The sequence below is a fragment of the Micromonospora desertarenae genome (assembly GCF_056150265.1).
Map to the genome: position 1 here is coordinate 1 of NZ_JAXCFQ010000004.1, position 15,122 is coordinate 15,122.

The 15,122-nt window shown below is 74.7% G+C and carries 18 protein-coding genes; 11 read left to right on the forward strand and 7 right to left on the reverse strand.

Annotated elements, in window-relative coordinates:
* Window positions 1–83: 83 nt before the first annotated feature.
* Window positions 84–1,307: an RNA polymerase sigma factor gene (locus SM577_RS08725; protein ID WP_474586646.1), complete on the forward strand. Its 1,224-nt coding sequence runs from the start codon at window positions 84–86 to the stop codon at window positions 1,305–1,307.
* Between the two features lie 30 nt (window positions 1,308–1,337).
* Here the strand turns inward: SM577_RS08725 and SM577_RS08730 are convergent, their stop codons facing one another.
* The 3 genes from SM577_RS08730 to SM577_RS08740 are packed head-to-tail and all read right to left on the reverse strand — an operon-like array spanning window position 1,338 to window position 3,629.
* On the reverse strand, window positions 1,338–2,126 hold the full coding sequence (locus SM577_RS08730; protein ID WP_474586647.1) for an AAC(3) family N-acetyltransferase: 789 nt from the start codon (window positions 2,124–2,126) through the stop codon (window positions 1,338–1,340).
* 50 nt (window positions 2,127–2,176) lie between these two features.
* The gene (locus SM577_RS08735) at window positions 2,177–3,280 is read right to left on the reverse strand and encodes a hypothetical protein (RefSeq protein ID WP_474586648.1); all 1,104 of its coding nucleotides are present in this window, start codon (window positions 3,278–3,280) and stop codon (window positions 2,177–2,179) included.
* Window positions 3,281–3,308: 28 nt separating this feature from the next.
* Window positions 3,309–3,629 (reverse strand): PadR family transcriptional regulator, encoded by a 321-nt coding sequence (locus SM577_RS08740; protein ID WP_474586863.1) that lies wholly within the window; start codon window positions 3,627–3,629, stop codon window positions 3,309–3,311.
* 99 nt (window positions 3,630–3,728) lie between these two features.
* Between SM577_RS08740 and SM577_RS08745 the strand changes: the two genes are divergently transcribed.
* Complete coding sequence (locus SM577_RS08745; protein ID WP_302922377.1) at window positions 3,729–4,610, forward strand: LLM class flavin-dependent oxidoreductase; 882 nt, start codon at window positions 3,729–3,731, stop codon at window positions 4,608–4,610.
* Between the two features lie 37 nt (window positions 4,611–4,647).
* Here the strand turns inward: SM577_RS08745 and SM577_RS08750 are convergent, their stop codons facing one another.
* Window positions 4,648–5,079 carry an ASCH domain-containing protein gene (locus SM577_RS08750; RefSeq protein ID WP_474586649.1) on the reverse strand — a complete coding sequence of 144 codons (432 nt, stop codon included), beginning with the start codon at window positions 5,077–5,079 and terminating at the stop codon, window positions 4,648–4,650.
* A 103-nt stretch (window positions 5,080–5,182) separates the two neighbouring features.
* Here SM577_RS08750 and SM577_RS08755 point away from each other — a divergent pair, with 103 nt between their 5' ends.
* Window positions 5,183–5,713, forward strand: coding sequence for an alpha/beta fold hydrolase (locus SM577_RS08755; RefSeq protein ID WP_474586650.1), 531 nt, complete (start codon window positions 5,183–5,185; stop codon window positions 5,711–5,713).
* 49 nt (window positions 5,714–5,762) lie between these two features.
* Here SM577_RS08755 and SM577_RS08760 read toward each other — a convergent pair whose 3' ends face one another.
* On the reverse strand, window positions 5,763–6,314 hold the full coding sequence (locus tag SM577_RS08760; RefSeq protein ID WP_474580129.1) for a phosphoribosyltransferase: 552 nt from the start codon (window positions 6,312–6,314) through the stop codon (window positions 5,763–5,765).
* A 208-nt stretch (window positions 6,315–6,522) separates the two neighbouring features.
* Between SM577_RS08760 and SM577_RS08765 the strand changes: the two genes are divergently transcribed.
* The 4 genes from SM577_RS08765 to SM577_RS08780 all read left to right on the forward strand — a co-directional run bounded on the left by SM577_RS08765 (window position 6,523) and on the right by SM577_RS08780 (window position 10,993).
* A complete protein-coding gene (locus tag SM577_RS08765; protein ID WP_474586651.1) occupies window positions 6,523–7,137 on the forward strand; it encodes a septal ring lytic transglycosylase RlpA family protein in 615 nt (204 codons plus the stop codon).
* Window positions 7,138–7,237: 100 nt separating this feature from the next.
* Window positions 7,238–8,365 (forward strand): PP2C family protein-serine/threonine phosphatase, encoded by a 1,128-nt coding sequence (locus tag SM577_RS08770; RefSeq protein WP_302922372.1) that lies wholly within the window; start codon window positions 7,238–7,240, stop codon window positions 8,363–8,365.
* Window positions 8,366–8,527: 162 nt separating this feature from the next.
* Window positions 8,528–10,384 carry an acyl-CoA dehydrogenase gene (locus SM577_RS08775; RefSeq protein WP_474580127.1) on the forward strand — a complete coding sequence of 619 codons (1,857 nt, stop codon included), beginning with the start codon at window positions 8,528–8,530 and terminating at the stop codon, window positions 10,382–10,384.
* A 339-nt stretch (window positions 10,385–10,723) separates the two neighbouring features.
* Window positions 10,724–10,993 (forward strand): DUF6458 family protein, encoded by a 270-nt coding sequence (locus SM577_RS08780; RefSeq protein ID WP_043961115.1) that lies wholly within the window; start codon window positions 10,724–10,726, stop codon window positions 10,991–10,993.
* 110 nt (window positions 10,994–11,103) lie between these two features.
* Here the strand turns inward: SM577_RS08780 and SM577_RS08785 are convergent, their stop codons facing one another.
* A complete protein-coding gene (locus tag SM577_RS08785) occupies window positions 11,104–11,640 on the reverse strand; it encodes a SixA phosphatase family protein (RefSeq protein ID WP_302922370.1) in 537 nt (178 codons plus the stop codon).
* A 114-nt stretch (window positions 11,641–11,754) separates the two neighbouring features.
* On the opposite strand from SM577_RS08785, the gene SM577_RS08790 reads away from it, so the two are divergent.
* Window positions 11,755–12,042, forward strand: coding sequence for a DUF6458 family protein (locus tag SM577_RS08790; protein WP_302922369.1), 288 nt, complete (start codon window positions 11,755–11,757; stop codon window positions 12,040–12,042).
* A gap of 57 nt (window positions 12,043–12,099) precedes the next feature.
* On the opposite strand, the gene trhA is transcribed toward SM577_RS08790, so the two are convergent.
* Window positions 12,100–12,777, reverse strand: coding sequence for a PAQR family membrane homeostasis protein TrhA (trhA, locus tag SM577_RS08795; protein WP_474580125.1), 678 nt, complete (start codon window positions 12,775–12,777; stop codon window positions 12,100–12,102).
* A 110-nt stretch (window positions 12,778–12,887) separates the two neighbouring features.
* On the opposite strand from trhA, the gene SM577_RS08800 reads away from it, so the two are divergent.
* From SM577_RS08800 to SM577_RS08810, 3 genes are read left to right on the forward strand one after another with little or no spacing between them, the layout of a single operon-like run.
* Window positions 12,888–13,526: a 5-oxoprolinase subunit B family protein gene (locus tag SM577_RS08800; protein WP_474580124.1), complete on the forward strand. Its 639-nt coding sequence runs from the start codon at window positions 12,888–12,890 to the stop codon at window positions 13,524–13,526.
* Window positions 13,523–14,383 (forward strand): 5-oxoprolinase subunit C family protein, encoded by an 861-nt coding sequence (locus SM577_RS08805; protein ID WP_474586652.1) that lies wholly within the window; start codon window positions 13,523–13,525, stop codon window positions 14,381–14,383. The genes SM577_RS08800 and SM577_RS08805 overlap by 4 nt, the downstream gene beginning before the upstream one ends.
* Complete coding sequence (locus tag SM577_RS08810) at window positions 14,367–15,119, forward strand: LamB/YcsF family protein (RefSeq protein WP_474586653.1); 753 nt, start codon at window positions 14,367–14,369, stop codon at window positions 15,117–15,119. Before SM577_RS08805 ends, SM577_RS08810 begins: the two co-directional genes overlap by 17 nt.
* The last annotated feature ends 3 nt before the right edge of the window (window positions 15,120–15,122 follow it).

A 15,122-nucleotide genomic window follows, 5' to 3' on the forward strand; every position in this document is an offset into this window, starting at 1 on the left:
GATCGAGGTGGCGCGCACCCACCCGATGGCCCGGGCGGGCCGGATCGAGCTGCGCCCGTTCGCCGACCTGGCCGACCAGCCGGGTGACTGACCCGTCGGCGGCCGCGACGGGGGACGCCGTCGCGGCCGCCTGCGCCGACTCGTACGCCCGGATCGTCGCCGCGCTGATCCGGGTGACCGGGGACTGGACGCTGGCCGAGGACTGCGCCCAGGAGGCGCTCGCGCTCGCCCTCGAACGGTGGCCCGGCGACGGCGTGCCGGCGAACCCGGGTGGCTGGCTGATGACGGTGGCCCGCAACCGCGCGCTGGACGTGCTGCGCCGGGCCTCCGTCGAACGCCGCAAGCTGGCCGAGTTGACGCTGCTCCGGCTCACCGACCCGGAGCCGGCGACCGGGGAGGAGATCGTGGACGACCGGCTGCGGCTCGTCTTCACCTGCTGCCATCCGGCGCTGTCGCTGGACGCCCGGGTGGCGCTGACGCTACGCGTCGTCTGCGGCGTACCGACCGCCGACATCGCGCGCGCCCTGCTGGTCAGCGAGGCGACGATGACCCGGCGGCTGACCCGGGCGAAGACTCGGATCGCCACCGCCGGCATCCCGTACCGGGTGCCGACCGGCCCGATGCTCGCCGAGCGGCTCCCGGGCGTGCTCGCCGTGCTCTACCTGCTCTTCACCCGCGGCTACGACGCCGACGGCGAGCCCGCCTTCGCCGACGAGGCGATCCGGCTGGCCCGCCTGCTCGTCCGGCTCATGCCCGACCAGCCCGAGGTCGCCGCGCTGCTCGCGCTCTTCCTGTTGCAGCACTCCCGCCGCGACGCCCGGCGGGACGCCGACGGCAACCTGCTCACCCTCGACCGGCAGGACCGCTCCCGCTGGGATCACGCGGCGATCGCCGAGGCCGTCGACCTCCTGGCCCGGGTGCGCCCGGCCGGCCCGTACGCCCTCCAGGCCCGGATCGCCGCCTGCCACGCCACCGCCGCCTCCGCCGCGGCCACCGACTGGCCGGCCATCGCCCGGGCGTACGACGAACTCGCCCGGATCCAGCCGTCACCGGTGATCGGGCTGAACCGCGCGGTGGCGCACGGCTTCGCGCACGGGCCGGCGGCCGGGCTCGCGCTGCTGGCCGAGGCCCGGGCCGGCGGGGCGCTGGACGGCTACCCGCCGGCCGCGGCGGCGGAGGCCGAGCTGACCGCCCGCCGGGGGGACCGCGAGCGGGCGGCGGCGCTGTTCCGGCGGGCCGCGGCGATGTGCCGGGCGGAGTCCGAGCGGCGCGCCCTGCTGGACCGCGCCGCCGACCTGTCGAGCTGAACCGCCGCCGGCCGGATCAGGTGCCCGCCGTCAGTGCCGGTGCGCGGCCATCCAGGCGGTGGCGTGGTCGGCCAGGGCGGGCTGCGGCATCAGCCGGGCGGTCGCCCCGCCGACCCGGCCGGTCGTCACCTGCCCGGTGGCGTCGAAGTCGGCGCCCAGGCGGTCGAAGTCGCTCTCGTCGGTCACCACGTCGACCCAGGTGGCCCACCGGCTGGTTCCGTCCGGCTGCCGCAGGGACGACCCGGTCGCCGCGCGCGGCGGCGCGGCCTGCCGGTACTCGGCGAGGTGCAGGGAGGTGTTCGAGTCGTACCCGCAGCCGAGCAGCAGCACCTTGCCGGCCAGCCGGTACACCGCGCCGAGCGGCGAGCGCTCGCCCAGCGCGTCGTCCAGCGGGTGCCCGGCCACCACCTCCGCCGCGTGCCGGCCGAGAGCGGCGAAGGAGACCTGCGGGTGGTCGCTGCGCAACGCCCCCGGCCAGGTGCGGACCGTCTCGGCCAGGACTCCCATGTACCGGCTGGGCGTGCGCGCCGGGTCGAAGCCGGGCGTCCGCTCCCGGATCACCGGCCACCACGCCTCCGGTACGGGCGGGTGCCGCCAGCCGGCCGGGTCGGTGTTGTCCGGCGTGTGGGTCGGCACGACCAGGGTTCCCTCGCGGCCGACGGCGGCCAGCAGCGCCTGCACGACCGCCTGGGTGCCACCGGCGACGAACCCGAGACTCCGGTACGACGAGTGCACCAGCACCACGTCACCGGCGGCGAGGCCGAGGGCGCGCAGGTCCGACGCGAGGCTGTCCACGGTGTGCGGCATCGACTGGTCCACGCGGCGCAGCGTACGAGGCGGAGGTGCCGCCGCCCACCGGTTTCCGGCGGTCAGCCCGCCGCGGCGGTGGGCAGCGGGTCGGCGGCGTGGCGGGGCAGGGCGGCCAGTGCCAACCCGAGCAGCGCGCAGAGCGCGCCGCCCACGAAGAACAGCGCGAGCGCGGGTTGCCCGAGCCATTCCCACAGCGGGTGCCAGCTCGGGTGCGGCTCGTCGAGGTGGTGGCCGAGCAGGTGCGGGACGGTCAGCAGGGCGGGTGACCACCACAGGAGCATGCTCACTCCGAAGAGAGCGGTGACCACACCGCCGGCCGGGTGCCCGGCGTCGGTGCGCCGGCTCGCCCACCCGAAGGCCAGCCAGCCGAGACCGGCGCCGAGCAGGCCACCGAGCAGGCCGGCGGGCAGCACGGCGGGCGGTGCGGCCCGGTTCACGCTGACCAGCAGATAGCTGCTCACGCCCTGCGGTGGCGAGGTGATCGTCACCCGCAGCGCGGTGTCGCCGCGGCGGGCCAGGACGGTGGTCTCGGTGAACCGGACGACGGAGGCGCACCACTTGTCGGTGCAGCCGGAGTCCCCGCTGACCATCGGCTCGTACACCTGCCAGCCGGCCTCCCGGAGCCGCCGCTCGGTGTCGGTGAGCATCCGCCCGGCCGGCGTGGGCGGTGCGCCGGCCGCGCTGAGCAGCGTCTCGCCCTGCTGGTACTCGCCGCCGTCACCGAGGAGCACCTGGTCGAGGTTACGCAGCCGCAGCGGCTGGCTGTAGAAGGTGAACAGCGCCGTCGCGGGCTCGACGTCGCCGAGCCGGTGGCCGGGGAACACGTCGGCGAAGAGCGCGGCGGCCTCGGCCCGGTCGGGCTGCGGGCGGGAGGTCTCCCAGGCGACCCGGGTGGCGGCGGCCCCGGTGAACAGCCCGCAGATGACGGCCGCGAGGGTCGCCCAGACGCCCACCGTACGGCTGGCCGGGCGGCCGAGCCGGCAGCGCAGACCGTGCCGGAGCAGGTCGACCGCCTCCCGCAGGGTCGGCCGGGTGCGGCCGGGCGGTGCGCCGTCCAGCAGCACGCCGACCATCTCCTCCCCGCGGGCGCGGCGGTAGGCGCGCGGGTGGCACCGGAGCAGCCGCCGGTAGCGGCGGGCGAGCGGGTCGCCGGTCGGCGGCATGGCCGTCCCTTCGGGAAGGTGGCGCGGGTCAGGCGGTACGGGGGCGGAGCGGGCGCAGCCGGGCCTCGGCGGCGGTGGTGAGCTGCCGCAACCGGGCGGTCTCGGCGTCGAGGGCGGAGACGCCGTCCGGGGTGAGCCGGTAGTAGCGGCGCAGCCGCCCGTCGACGGTCTCCTCGCGGTCCGGGGCGACCAGCCCCTGCGCGCTGAGCCGGTCGAGGGCGGCGTAGAGGGTGCCGGGCAGCAGCGTGACGCGCTGCTCGGAGAGGGCGGCGACCTCCCGGATGAGGCCGTAGCCGTGCCGTGGGCCGGCGGCGAGCGCGGTGAGGATGAGGAACGTCGGCTCGCGCATCGGGGTCACGCGGGTCAACATATTCAGATCATCGATACATGGCAAGGTCCCTAACCCGACCGGGCCGGGCCGTCGGTGCCGGCCATTAGGCTGCCGATCATGCGGATTGGCATCGTGATCCTCCCCGACCAGCGCTGGTCCGAGTCGCAGCGCCGCTGGCGGCAGGCCGACGAGTGGGGCTTCGACCACGCCTGGACCTACGACCACCTGGGCTGGCGGGACCTGGTCGACGGGCCCTGGTTCGACTCGGTCACCACGCTGACCGCCGCCGCGACGGTGACCTCCCGGATCCGCCTCGGCACGCTGGTCGCCTCGCCGAACTTCCGGCACCCGGCCGCGTTCGCCCGGCAGGTGACAGCGCTCGACGACGTTTCCGGCGGCCGGCTGCTGCTCGGCCTCGGCGCCGGCGGCATCGGCTTCGACGCCACCGTGCTCGGCGGTGAGACGCTGCCGCCGCGGCAGCGGGTGGACCGCTTCGGCGAGTTCACCGAGCTGCTCGACCTGGTGCTGCGCGAGGACGGGACGACCTGGCGGGGTGACTGGTTCGCCGCAATGGACGCCCGGAACAACCCCGGCTGCGTGCAGCAGCCCCGGGTGCCGTTCGTGGTGGCGGCGAACGGGCCCCGCTCGATGAAGCTGGTGGCCCGGTTCGGCCAGGGCTGGGTCACCACCGGTCCCGGCGGCGACGACCTGGAGAGCTGGTGGGTCGGGGTCGGCGAGCTGTGCGCCCGGCTGGACGCGACGCTGGCCGCCGCCGGGCGCGACCCGGCCACCCTGGACCGCTACCTCTCGCTCGACTCGGCGCCGGTCTTCTCGCTGCGCAGCGCCCAGTTCTTCGCCGACCAGGTCGAGCGTGCCGCCGCGCTCGGCTTCACCGACGTGGTGACCCACTGGCCCCGGGCCAGCAGCTGGTACGCCGGCGACGAGGAGGTGCTGGTCGACGTGGCCACCCGGCTGCTGCCCGAACTGCGCCGCGGCTGACCGCTCCCGCCCCGCCGTTCGCCGTCCGTCCCGCCGGCTACGGACCGAGGTCTCCGGTGGCCACGCCGCCCGCGCCGCCGGAGACCAGCCGGAAGCGGATGCAGACGACGTCGGTGTCGTCGGTGACCGGGGTGCCGACCCGCGCCCAGTAGGCGGCGTGCCCGGCCCGCCACTCCTCGATCGACCGGTCGCCCTCCCCCTCGGAGCGCGCGAAGCCCCAGGACACCTCGGCGAACGGGACCACCTCGACGCCGGTCACCTCGACGACGCCGGCCAGCGCGTCCCGGTCGTCGACCAGGACCAGCCGTTCACCGACCCGCTCCAGCTCCTCGCCCTCCTCGGCGTACTCGGTGAGCAGGCCGGCGGTGGCGGTCTTCACCCCGGCCAGCACCAGCGTGTTCAACCGCGTCCGCAGCTCGCCGGGGGTGCCGAGGGCGAGCGTGCGCAGTCCACCGATCCGAGGCCACATCCTGCCGAGGCTACGCCCGGCACGGTCGGGGGCCGCGACATTTGGCGCCCACGGGCGGACCGTACGGCGATACGGTGGGCGGGTCGACGATCAGGAGGCGGCCATGGCGGACCGGCGTGCGGTGCTCATCCCCGGCCGAGGCTACGACACCCGGTTCCCGCTCTTCCTCTACCTCGGCGAGGCGTTGCGCCGTGCCGGCTTCGCCCTGCACGCGATCTCCTGGCAGGTGCCCGAAGGGCTCGCGCCGGACCGGGACGGGGCGGACGCGGCCGTCGACTGGGTGACCGGGCAGGTCGCCCCGACCCTCACCGGGCGGATGGAGCTGCTGGTCGGCAAGTCGCTCGGTACGTTCGCCGCGCCGCTCGCCGCCGACCGGGGGCTGCCCGCCGTCTGGCTCACCCCGCTGCTGCACCTGCCCGCGGTGGTCGACGCGCTGGATCGCGCCACCGCACCGTTCCTGCTGGTCGGCGGCACCGCCGATCCGTCCTGGGACGGCGCGGTCGCCCGCCGGCTCACCCCGCACCTAGTGGAGATCGACCAGGCCGACCACGCGCTGATGGTGCCGGGCCCGCTGGCCCGCTCGGCCGAGGCGCTGGGCCGGGTCTGCACGGCGGTCGAGGAGTTCGTCCGCTGAGCCCGGCCGGCCGCCCCTCCAGCGCCGACGCCGGCGGGCACCCGGTCGGTCAGGGACGCAGCGCGTCGGCGGTCACCAGGCCCCGGATCCGTAGCTCGGCGGCGACCTCCGGAGCGCAGTCGAGGACCACGGTGGCGGTGCCGAGCGGCTCGGCGCCCCGGGCGGCGCAGATCTCGTAGAGCGCGCGCACCTGCGCCGCGGTGGCCACCCAGTCGTCCACCACCAGCACCCGGTCGGTGCGGTCGAGGGCGTGGTCCCGCACGGCCAGGTCCACCCGCCGGCCGCGGAAGTCGGGCGGGCTCTGCGCCCAGGTCAGCGGCCCGGCTGGCAGGCGGCCGTCGCCCGGCTTGTGCGCCGGCACGAAACCCACCCCGAGGGCGGTCGCGGCGAGCGGTCCGAGCAGGAACCCGGTGACCGCCGGAGAGACCACCACGGTGGGCCGGGCCGCCCGGAACGGCTCCACCAGGGCCGGGCCCAGCCGGGCGAGCACGTCCGGATCCCGCCACCAGCCGGAGACGTCGCTGACCAGGTGGCTGGCGCCGGGACCGGGATCGATCCAGCGGAACAGCTCGGCCAGACGTTCGCTCAGCTCGGCGGGCATGTCACCCATCCTGCGGGATCGGCGCGCGGCCGGGCGGGGCGGGCGGTCACCGGCGCTCACCGGGCCGGGCGGCCCACCTCGGGTCGGATGATCGGCTACACGTATCACCGCAATTCCGGGCATACCACAATGATCACGTTGACTTCGGAAGTGCTTCTCTCGTTACGGTCCGAGCCGGTTTGTTCAGATCGTGAAAGGACCGGTTCCGGTGGCTGGTAGGCACTCCCGTTCCCGCAGGTTCTCGCCGGCCGGCATCGCGGCCACCGCGGCGGTCGGCGTCGCGCTCGCCGTCGGCGGCACCGTCGGCGCCGTGCAGCTCACCGCCGGCTCGGAGCCGGCGCGGCCGGTCGCCGTCGACCTCTCGCCCGTCGCCACGCCGACCAGCGCCGCACCCATCTCGCCGAGCGCGAGCCCGTCGCCGAGCGTGACCGCGAGCCCGACGGCCACCCGGTCGCCTCAGGCGCCGTCGCGGAGCAAGCCCCGCACCGCCAGCCCGAAGCCCACCGCGACGGCGAAGAAGACCGCCACCACCAAGGTGGTGGAGAGCGGCTCGTGCGGCGCCTCCTTCTACTCCGACGGCCAGTTGACCGCCAACGGCGAGAACTTCAACCCGGACGCGCTGACCGCCGCACACAAGACGCTGCCGTTCAACACCCGGGTCCGGGTGACCAACCCGGACAACGGCAAGTCGGTGACCGTACGGATCAACGACCGGGGCCCGTTCATCGAGGGCCGCTGCATCGACCTGTCCCGGGCCGCGTTCGCCGAGATCGCGTCGCTGGACCTCGGGCACGTGGACGTGCGCTACGAGGTGCTCGGCTGAGCCCGTGCCGGACGGCGATCGGCCCGCCGACGGGGTCCGCGCGGCCAGAACCTCCTCGGTCGACGGGCCAGGTTCATTCAACCGTTCACGTCCATCAGGCATGCTGTCCCTCGTACGCACGCATCCCTTCCAGTCGGGCCGCGGCCCGCTGAGCCCCGGATCCCGCGCCGGTCTCGGCGCGGCCCTCGCCCTGCTCGCGATCGTGTCCTCGGTCGAGCTGGCCGACGGGCGGCCGGCCCACTACATCGCACTCATGGTGGCCGCGCCCTTCCTGGCCGCGGCGCTGGCGTCCTGGCGGGTGGTGCTCGGCGTCGGCGTAGTGGCCACCGCGGTCGGCGCCGCGTTCGCCCTCTGTGACTGGTCGATCTCCCTGGTCAACGGGGTGAACGTGGCCGGCATCGCGCTCGGCACCGGCATCGCGGCCGCCGTCGCCGCGGTGCGGCAGCGGCAGGCCGAGCAGATCGCCGAGCTGTCCAAGCTGGCGGCGGTGGCCCAGCAGGCGGTGCTGCGCCCGCTCGGCCCGCAGGTCGGCACGCTCTCGGTCGCCGGCCGGTACATCTCGTCCACCGCCACCGCGGAGATCGGCGGCGACCTGTACGAGGCGATCGACACCCCGTACGGCGTGCGCATGATCATCGGCGACGTACGCGGCAAGGGACTGGAGGCGGTCCGGCTGGCCAGCATCGTGCTGGGCTCCTACCGGCACGTCGCGTACGAGCGGGCCGACCTGCGCGCCGTGGTGGCCGACCTGGACCGGGCGGTGGCCCGCAGCGTCGGCGACGAGGACTTCGTCACCGCGGCGCTGGTCGAGGAGCGGGGCGGGACGCTCACCATCGTCAACTGCGGCCACCCGCCGCCGCTGCTGCTGCGCCGGGGCGCGGTGATCCCGCTGGAGCCGCCGGCGCCCGCCCCGCCGCTGGGTTTCATGCCGGTGGTCCGGCCCCGGGTGGAGCGGCTGGAGCCGGGCGACCGGCTGCTGCTCTTCACCGACGGGCTCGGCGAGGCCCGGCGGGACGGGGAGTTCTTCCCCACCGCCGACCGGGCCTGGCGGCTGCTCGGCCACGGCACCGTGGCCGACGGGCTGGCCTCGCTGGAGACCGCGCTGGTGGAGTGGGTGCACGGCCGGCTGGACGACGACATCGCCCTGGTGCTGATGGAGTACACCGGATCCCGCGGCGGCTCGGACGCGCCCGTGCCGAGCTGGGAGGTCGGCGCCGCCGAGAGCTGAGCGCACCGGCCGCCGACGGGCCGGGCCCGCGCCTGGCGGACAGCCGAACCGGAAGTGTGTAATGGCTGTCACTTCCGGAACCGGGTTGTCGGTGCCTACCGGTCGGTAATACAGTCTGGGTTACTGATCGGTAACACCTGTCCGGAAGCGGGGCCAGCGAGCATGACCCACTACAAGAGCAACCTTCGGGACCTCGAGTTCAACCTCTTCGAGGTCTTCGGGGCGGACCGGGCGTTCGGCCAGGAGCCGTACTCGGATCTCGACATCGACACCGCGCGCAGCATCCTCGCCGAGGTCGACCGCCTCGCTCGCGAGGACCTGGCCGCCAGCTACTCGGACAGCGACCGCAACCCGCCGGTCTTCGACCCGGCCACGCACACCGCGCCGCTGCCGGAGTCGTTCAAGAAGTCGTACCGCGCGTTCATGGAGTCGGAGTTCTGGCGGCTCGACCTCCCGCCGGAGCTGGACGGCACCAACGCCCCGCGGGCTCTGTGGTGGGCGCTCGCCGAGCTGGTCCTCGGCTCGAACGCCCCGGTCTGGATGTACGCCTCCGGCCCGTCCTTCGCGCACGTGCTGCACGTCGAGGGCACCGAGCGGCAGAAGAAGTGGGCCAAGCTCTTCATCGACAAGCAGTGGGGCTCCACCATGGTGCTCACCGAGCCGGACGCCGGCTCGGACGTGGGCGCCGGCCGCACCCGCGCCATCCCGCAGCCGGACGGCTCCTGGCACATCGAGGGCGTCAAGCGCTTCATCACCTCGGGCGAGCACGACCTGAGCGACAACATCGTCCACTACGTGCTGGCCCGGCCGGTCGGCGTGGAGGGCGTGGGCGGCCCGGGCACCAAGGGCCTGTCCCTGTTCGTCGTGCCGAAGTACCACTTCGACGAGGAGACCGGCGAGCTGGGCGAGCGCAACGGCGTCTTCGCCACCAACGTCGAGCACAAGATGGGCATCAAGGTCTCGAACACCTGCGAGATGACCTTCGGCGAGCACGGCGTGCCGGCCAAGGGCTGGCTGCTGGGCGACAAGCACGACGGCATCCGGCAGATGTTCATGATCATCGAGTACGCCCGGATGATGGTCGGCACCAAGGCGATCGCCACCCTCTCCACCGGCTACCTGAACGCGCTGGAGTACGCCAAGAACCGCGTGCAGGGCGCCGACCTGATCCAGCAGGCCGACAAGACCGCGCCCCGGGTGACCATCACCCACCACCCGGACGTGCGCCGCTCGCTGCTGCTGCAGAAGTCGTACGCCGAGGGTCTGCGCGCGCTGGTGCTCTACACCGCGTCCTGGCAGGACAAGGTCGCCATCGCCGAGGCGGCCGGCGACGAGAAGGCCACCAAGCTCGCCAAGCGGGTCAACGACCTGCTGCTGCCGCTGGTCAAGGGCGTCGGCTCGGAGCGGGCGTACGAGCTGCTCGGCCACGAGGCGCTGCAGACGTTCGGCGGCTCCGGCTTCCTCCAGGACTACCCGCTGGAGCAGTACGTCCGGGACGCCAAGATCGACACCCTGTACGAGGGCACCACGGCGATCCAGAGCCTCGACCTGATCTTCCGGAAGATCGTCCGGGACAACGGCAAGGCGCTGATGGCGGTGGCCGCCGAGATCCAGGAGTTCATCACCACCGAGGGCGGCAACGGCCAGCTCAAGGAGGAGCGGCAGGCGCTGGGTAAGGCGCTCGCCGAGGTGCAGAACATCCTCGGCGTGATGACCGGCTGGCTGGGCGAGGCGCAGGGCGGTGACCCCCGGGCCCTCTACAAGGTCGGCCTGAGCAGCCGCCGGTTCCTGCTGGCGATCGGCGACCTGGTGGTCGGCTGGCTGCTCCAGCGGCAGGCCGACGTGGCGCTGAGCGCCCTGAACGGCGAGGTGTCCGCCGCCGACAAGGCGTTCTACACCGGCAAGGTGGCCGCCGCCCGGTTCTTCGCCCGCGAGGTGCTGCCCCGCATCGGCGCCGACCGGCGGATCATCGAGGGCACCGACCTGGAGATCATGGACCTCCCGGAGGAGGCCTTCTGAGGTAGGCCGTACCGCGCCCCGGCGCGGCGGCCGAGCCGGGGTGACCCGGCACCGACCTGGTACCGACGGCCGGCGGGCAGCAGCCCGCCGGCCGTCGGCGTGTCCGCGGGACCGGTGCCCGATCGCGGTCGGCGGCGCACCGGGTGCGCCCGGATACCGCCGTGCGGTCCCTGCCGTCCGGATCGCCCCGGGCTCGGCCATACCGCGTGCGACCGCCCGCCGCCGGGAAGTCGGCGGATTCGGCCGGGCCGGCCGGGTAGCCCCTCGGCGTGGCGGGTAACCGTCGCGCGACCACGTCAGAGCACGCCCAGAGCCACCGCACGGGGGAGTGCAGCGCACATGGGCATTGGTAGCGGGATCTTTCTCATCGCCATCGGCGCGATCCTGACCTTCGCCATCCGGGCCAACGTCTGGTGGGTCGACCTGCGCGCGGTCGGCTGGGTGTTCATCCTGGCCGGGCTGGCCGTGCTGCTCACCACGCTCTGGTTCTGGCAGGACCGCCGGAAGCGGGCGCGGACGCTGATCGTGGAGGAGAACCGGCTGTCGCATCCGACCGCGATGATGCCGCCCCCACCGGATCCGCCGCCGCCGACCGCGCCGCCCTCGTGAGCCGGGCGGCCACCGCCCGACGGCTCCCTTGACCGCCGCGACACCAGCGGCTGTGAGCCACCCGCCGAGCACCGGGCGGGTGGCTCGGCCACGTCCACCGGCCGGCCGGCTCAGCCGCGGGCGATGTGGCGGTCGGTGATCTCGGCCCGCCCCCGGCCCAGCTCCGCCCACGTCACCCCGGTGCGGTGTACCACCACGTCGCTGGTGCGCAGGCCGTCCGGGTCCGCCCGCTCCGGGTCGAGCAGCGCGGAGAAGAGCGAGATACCCGGGTTGTGGGCGACCAGCAGCACCGTCCGGGCGGCCGGGTCGATCCGCCGGACCAGGGCCAGCAGGTCTTCCGGCTGCGCCTCGTAGGCGTCGGCCTCGTAGTGCACCGCCGGGGCGGGACCGGCCGGGCCGCCCTCCGGCGGCGTACCGGTCATTCCCATCGCCACCCGGTGCCAGGTCTGCCGGGTGCGCCGGGCGGCCGAACAGATCACCACGTCGGGCAGCAGGTCGTGCCGGGCCAGCCAGGCGCCGGCCGCGGCGGCGTCGGCCTCCCCGCGTGCGGACAGGCCCCGATCAACGTCCGGCCCGTCGTCGGGAGGCTCGGCCTTGGAGTGCCGGAGCAACACCAGCGTCCGTTCCTCGGCGTACGCGTCCGTCATGTCCTCAGCTTGCCCGATTGGCGATCACAGCGCCGGGGTAAGTCGATGGATGCCGCAACCTCACCGATGGCCGCGGCGGAGGGAAACGCCAGCTACAGCCGAGGAGGCGCCGAGATGGGCATTGGTGGCAGTATCTTCCTGATCGCACTGGGTGCGATCTTCGCGTTCGCCGTGCAGGCGGATCTGGGCTGGCTCGACCTGAGCGTCGTCGGCTGGGTGCTGATGCTCGCCGGGGTCGCCGGCCTGCTCGTCACCCTCTACTTCTGGAACTCCCGGCGGCGCACGGTGGTGGCCAGCCCCGCCCGCGACGACCGCGTGGTCGCCGAGCGGGTCGTGCCGGTGCAGGACGACCGGGTCGTGCAGGAGTACCGCGAGGTGCGCCGGCCGGGCCGTACCGTCTGACGTCGACCGCTGCTTCCGGGGGCTCCGCGACGCCGCGGGGCCCCCGGCGCGCGTCGGTCAGGCGAAGAGCGCGAAGTAGATGGCGATGTGGTGGCAGAGCGCGGCGACCAGCGTGCAGGCGTGGAAGAACTCGTGGTGGCCGAAGACGTTGGGCCACGGATTGGGCCGGCGCAGCGCGTAGAAGACGGCGCCGACGCTGTAGACGGCCCCGCCGACGATCAGCAGCACCAGCGCGGCCACCCCGCCGGAGTGCAGGATGTCCGGCAGCATGGCGACCGCCACCCAGCCCAGCGCCAGGTAGAGCGGCGCGGAGACCCAGCGGGGCGCGTGCGGCCAGACCAGCTTGAGCGCCACCCCGGCCAGGGCGCCGCCCCAGACCAGCGACAGCATGATCACCGCTGGTCGGAAGTCCAGCAGCAGGACGCAGAACGGCGTGTAGGTGCCGGCGATGAACACGAAGATCATCGAGTGGTCCATCCGGCGCATGATCTGGTAGCCGCGCTCCGACCACACTCGACGGTGGTAGAGGGCGCTGGTGCCGAAGAGCCCGCAGACCGTCAGGCTGTAGACGAGGCAGCTCACCAGCGGCGCCCAGCCGGGCCGGGTGGCGGCGATCGAGCAGAGCACGATCCCGCAGACGAGGGCGACGAAGAACGCGTACGTGTGCAGCCAGCCGCGCATCCGGGGTTTACCGATGTCGACCGGCTTGAGCCGAAGCGGAGCGGAGGTGGTCACGTAGATAGGTTACGGCACCGTAGGTTACTTGTTGGTAGTGCGACCGGTCACTCCCGCCGCGGGACCGCGGACCCTCCCCCGATCCGCGCCCGATCGGCGAGGATGGCCGGATGCGGATCCGACCCGTCGGGGCGCACGCCCTGCTGCTCGACTTCGCCGTACCGGAGGCCGCCGCCGGGCCGGGCGTCGCCGACCTGGTCGAGGCGTGGCGGGCCGAGCTGTGGCGCCGCCGGGAAAGCGGTGAGCTGACCGCCGCCGAGATCGTGCCGGCGGCCACCACCGTCCTGCTCGACGGCGTGCCGGACCCGACCGCCACCGCCCACCGGATCGCCGGCTGGACGCCGCGACCGGCCGCCACCACGGCCCCCGCCGGCACGGTCGAGATCCCGGTGACGTACGACGGGGAGGACCTGCCCGCCGTCGCCGGCCACTGGGGCGTCGACGTGCCGGCCGTGGTCCAGCGGCTGCGCCGGACCCGGTTCCGGGTGGCCTTCTGTGGCTTCGCGCCCGGGTTCGCGTACCTGACCGGGCTGCCGGCCGGGCTGGCCGTGCCCCGGCTGCCCAGCCCGCGCCCCCGGGTGCCGGCCGGCTCCGTCGCCCTGGCCGGCCCGTACGCCGGCGTCTACCCGAGCGCCTCACCGGGCGGCTGGCTGCTGGTCGGGCGCACCGAGCTGACCCTCTTCGACGTGCACGCCGACCCGCCCGCCCGGCTCACCCCCGGCACCGAGGTACGCCTGGTGGCCGGGTGAGGCCGGCAACCGTCGAGGTGCTCCGGGCCGGCGCGCTCACCACCGTCCAGGACCTGGGCCGGCCCGGCTGGGCGCACCTCGGCGTACCCCGCTCCGGCGCGCTCGACCCGGCGGCGCTGCGGCTGGCCAACCGGCTGGTCGGCAACCCGGAGGCCGCGGCCGGCCTGGAGATCACCCTGACCGGCTGCGAGCTGCGGTTTCCCCGGGCCACCACGGTCGCGGTGACCGGCGCCGGCACCGCCGTCCGGGTCGACGGCCGCCCCGGCGACGTGGGCCGCCCGCTGTCGCTGCCGGCGGGCGCGGTGCTGCGGATCGCCCCGCCCCCCGACGGGCTGCGCAACTGGCTCGCGGTCGCCGGCGGGGTCGCCGTCGAGCCGGTGCTCGGCAGCCGGTCCACCGACACCCTCTCCGGGCTCGGCCCGGCACCGCTGCGCGACGGCGACCGGCTGCCGCTGGGCACCCCGTCCGGCCCGCCCGCCCCGGTCGACCTGACCGTCGGCGTGCCGGCCCCGGCCGAGCTGTGGCTGGCACTGCGGCTCGGCCCCCGGCACGACTGGTTCACCCCGGACGCGCTGGACCGGCTGCTCGGTACGGCGTACGTGGTGAGCCCGCTGAGCAACCGGGTCGGCGCGCGCCTGACCGGCGCGCCGCTGCCCCGCGCGGTGGCGGGGGAACTGCCCAGCGAAGGGCTCGTCCTCGGCGCGGTGCAGGTGCCGGCGGACGGCCAACCCCTGGTCTTCCTCGCCGACCACCCGACCACCGGCGGCTACCCGGTCGTCGGGGTGGTGGCCGACGTGGCCCCGCTCGCGCAGGCCCGGCCAGGCACTACGGTGAGATTTCATGGACCTCAACGCTGACCTCGGCGAGGGTTTCGGCATCTGGCGGCTCGGTGACGACGACGCGCTGCTGAACCTGGTCACCTCCGCCAACGTCGCCTGCGGCTTCCACGGCGGCGACCCGCCCACCATGCGCCGGGTCTGCGCCGGCGCCATCCAGCGGGGCGTCGCGATCGGGGCCCAGGTCGGCTACCGCGACCTCGCCGGATTCGGCCGCCGGCACATCGCGTACGCCTTCACGGAGCTGCGCGACGAGATCATCTACCAGCTCGGCGCGCTGGACGCGTTCTGCCGGGTGTTCCGCGGCCGGGTGCGCTACCTCAAGCCGCACGGCGCGCTCTACCACGCCGCGGCCCGCGACGAGTCCCAGGCCGCGGCGGTGGTCGCCGCCGTCGGCGAGTACGACCACGAGCTGCCGGTGCTCTGCGCGCCCGGCTCGGTGCTCGCCCAGCTCGCGGTCGGCGCCGGCCTGCGGGTGGTGGCCGAGGGCTTCGCCGACCGGGGCTACCTGCCCAACGGGCAACTGGTGCCGCGCACCGCGTTCGGCGCGCTGGTCACCGACCCGGAGGAGGTGGCCGCCCGGGCCGTCCGGATGGCCACCGAGCGGACAGTGGTCGCTGTCGACGGCAGCGTGATCCCGTGCCAGGTGGAGTCGATCTGCCTGCACGGCGACAGCCCCGGCGCGGTGGCCGCCGCCGAGCTGGTCCGCGCCGCACTGATCGACGCCGGCGTCTCGCCCACGCCGTTCGCCGGGTAGCCG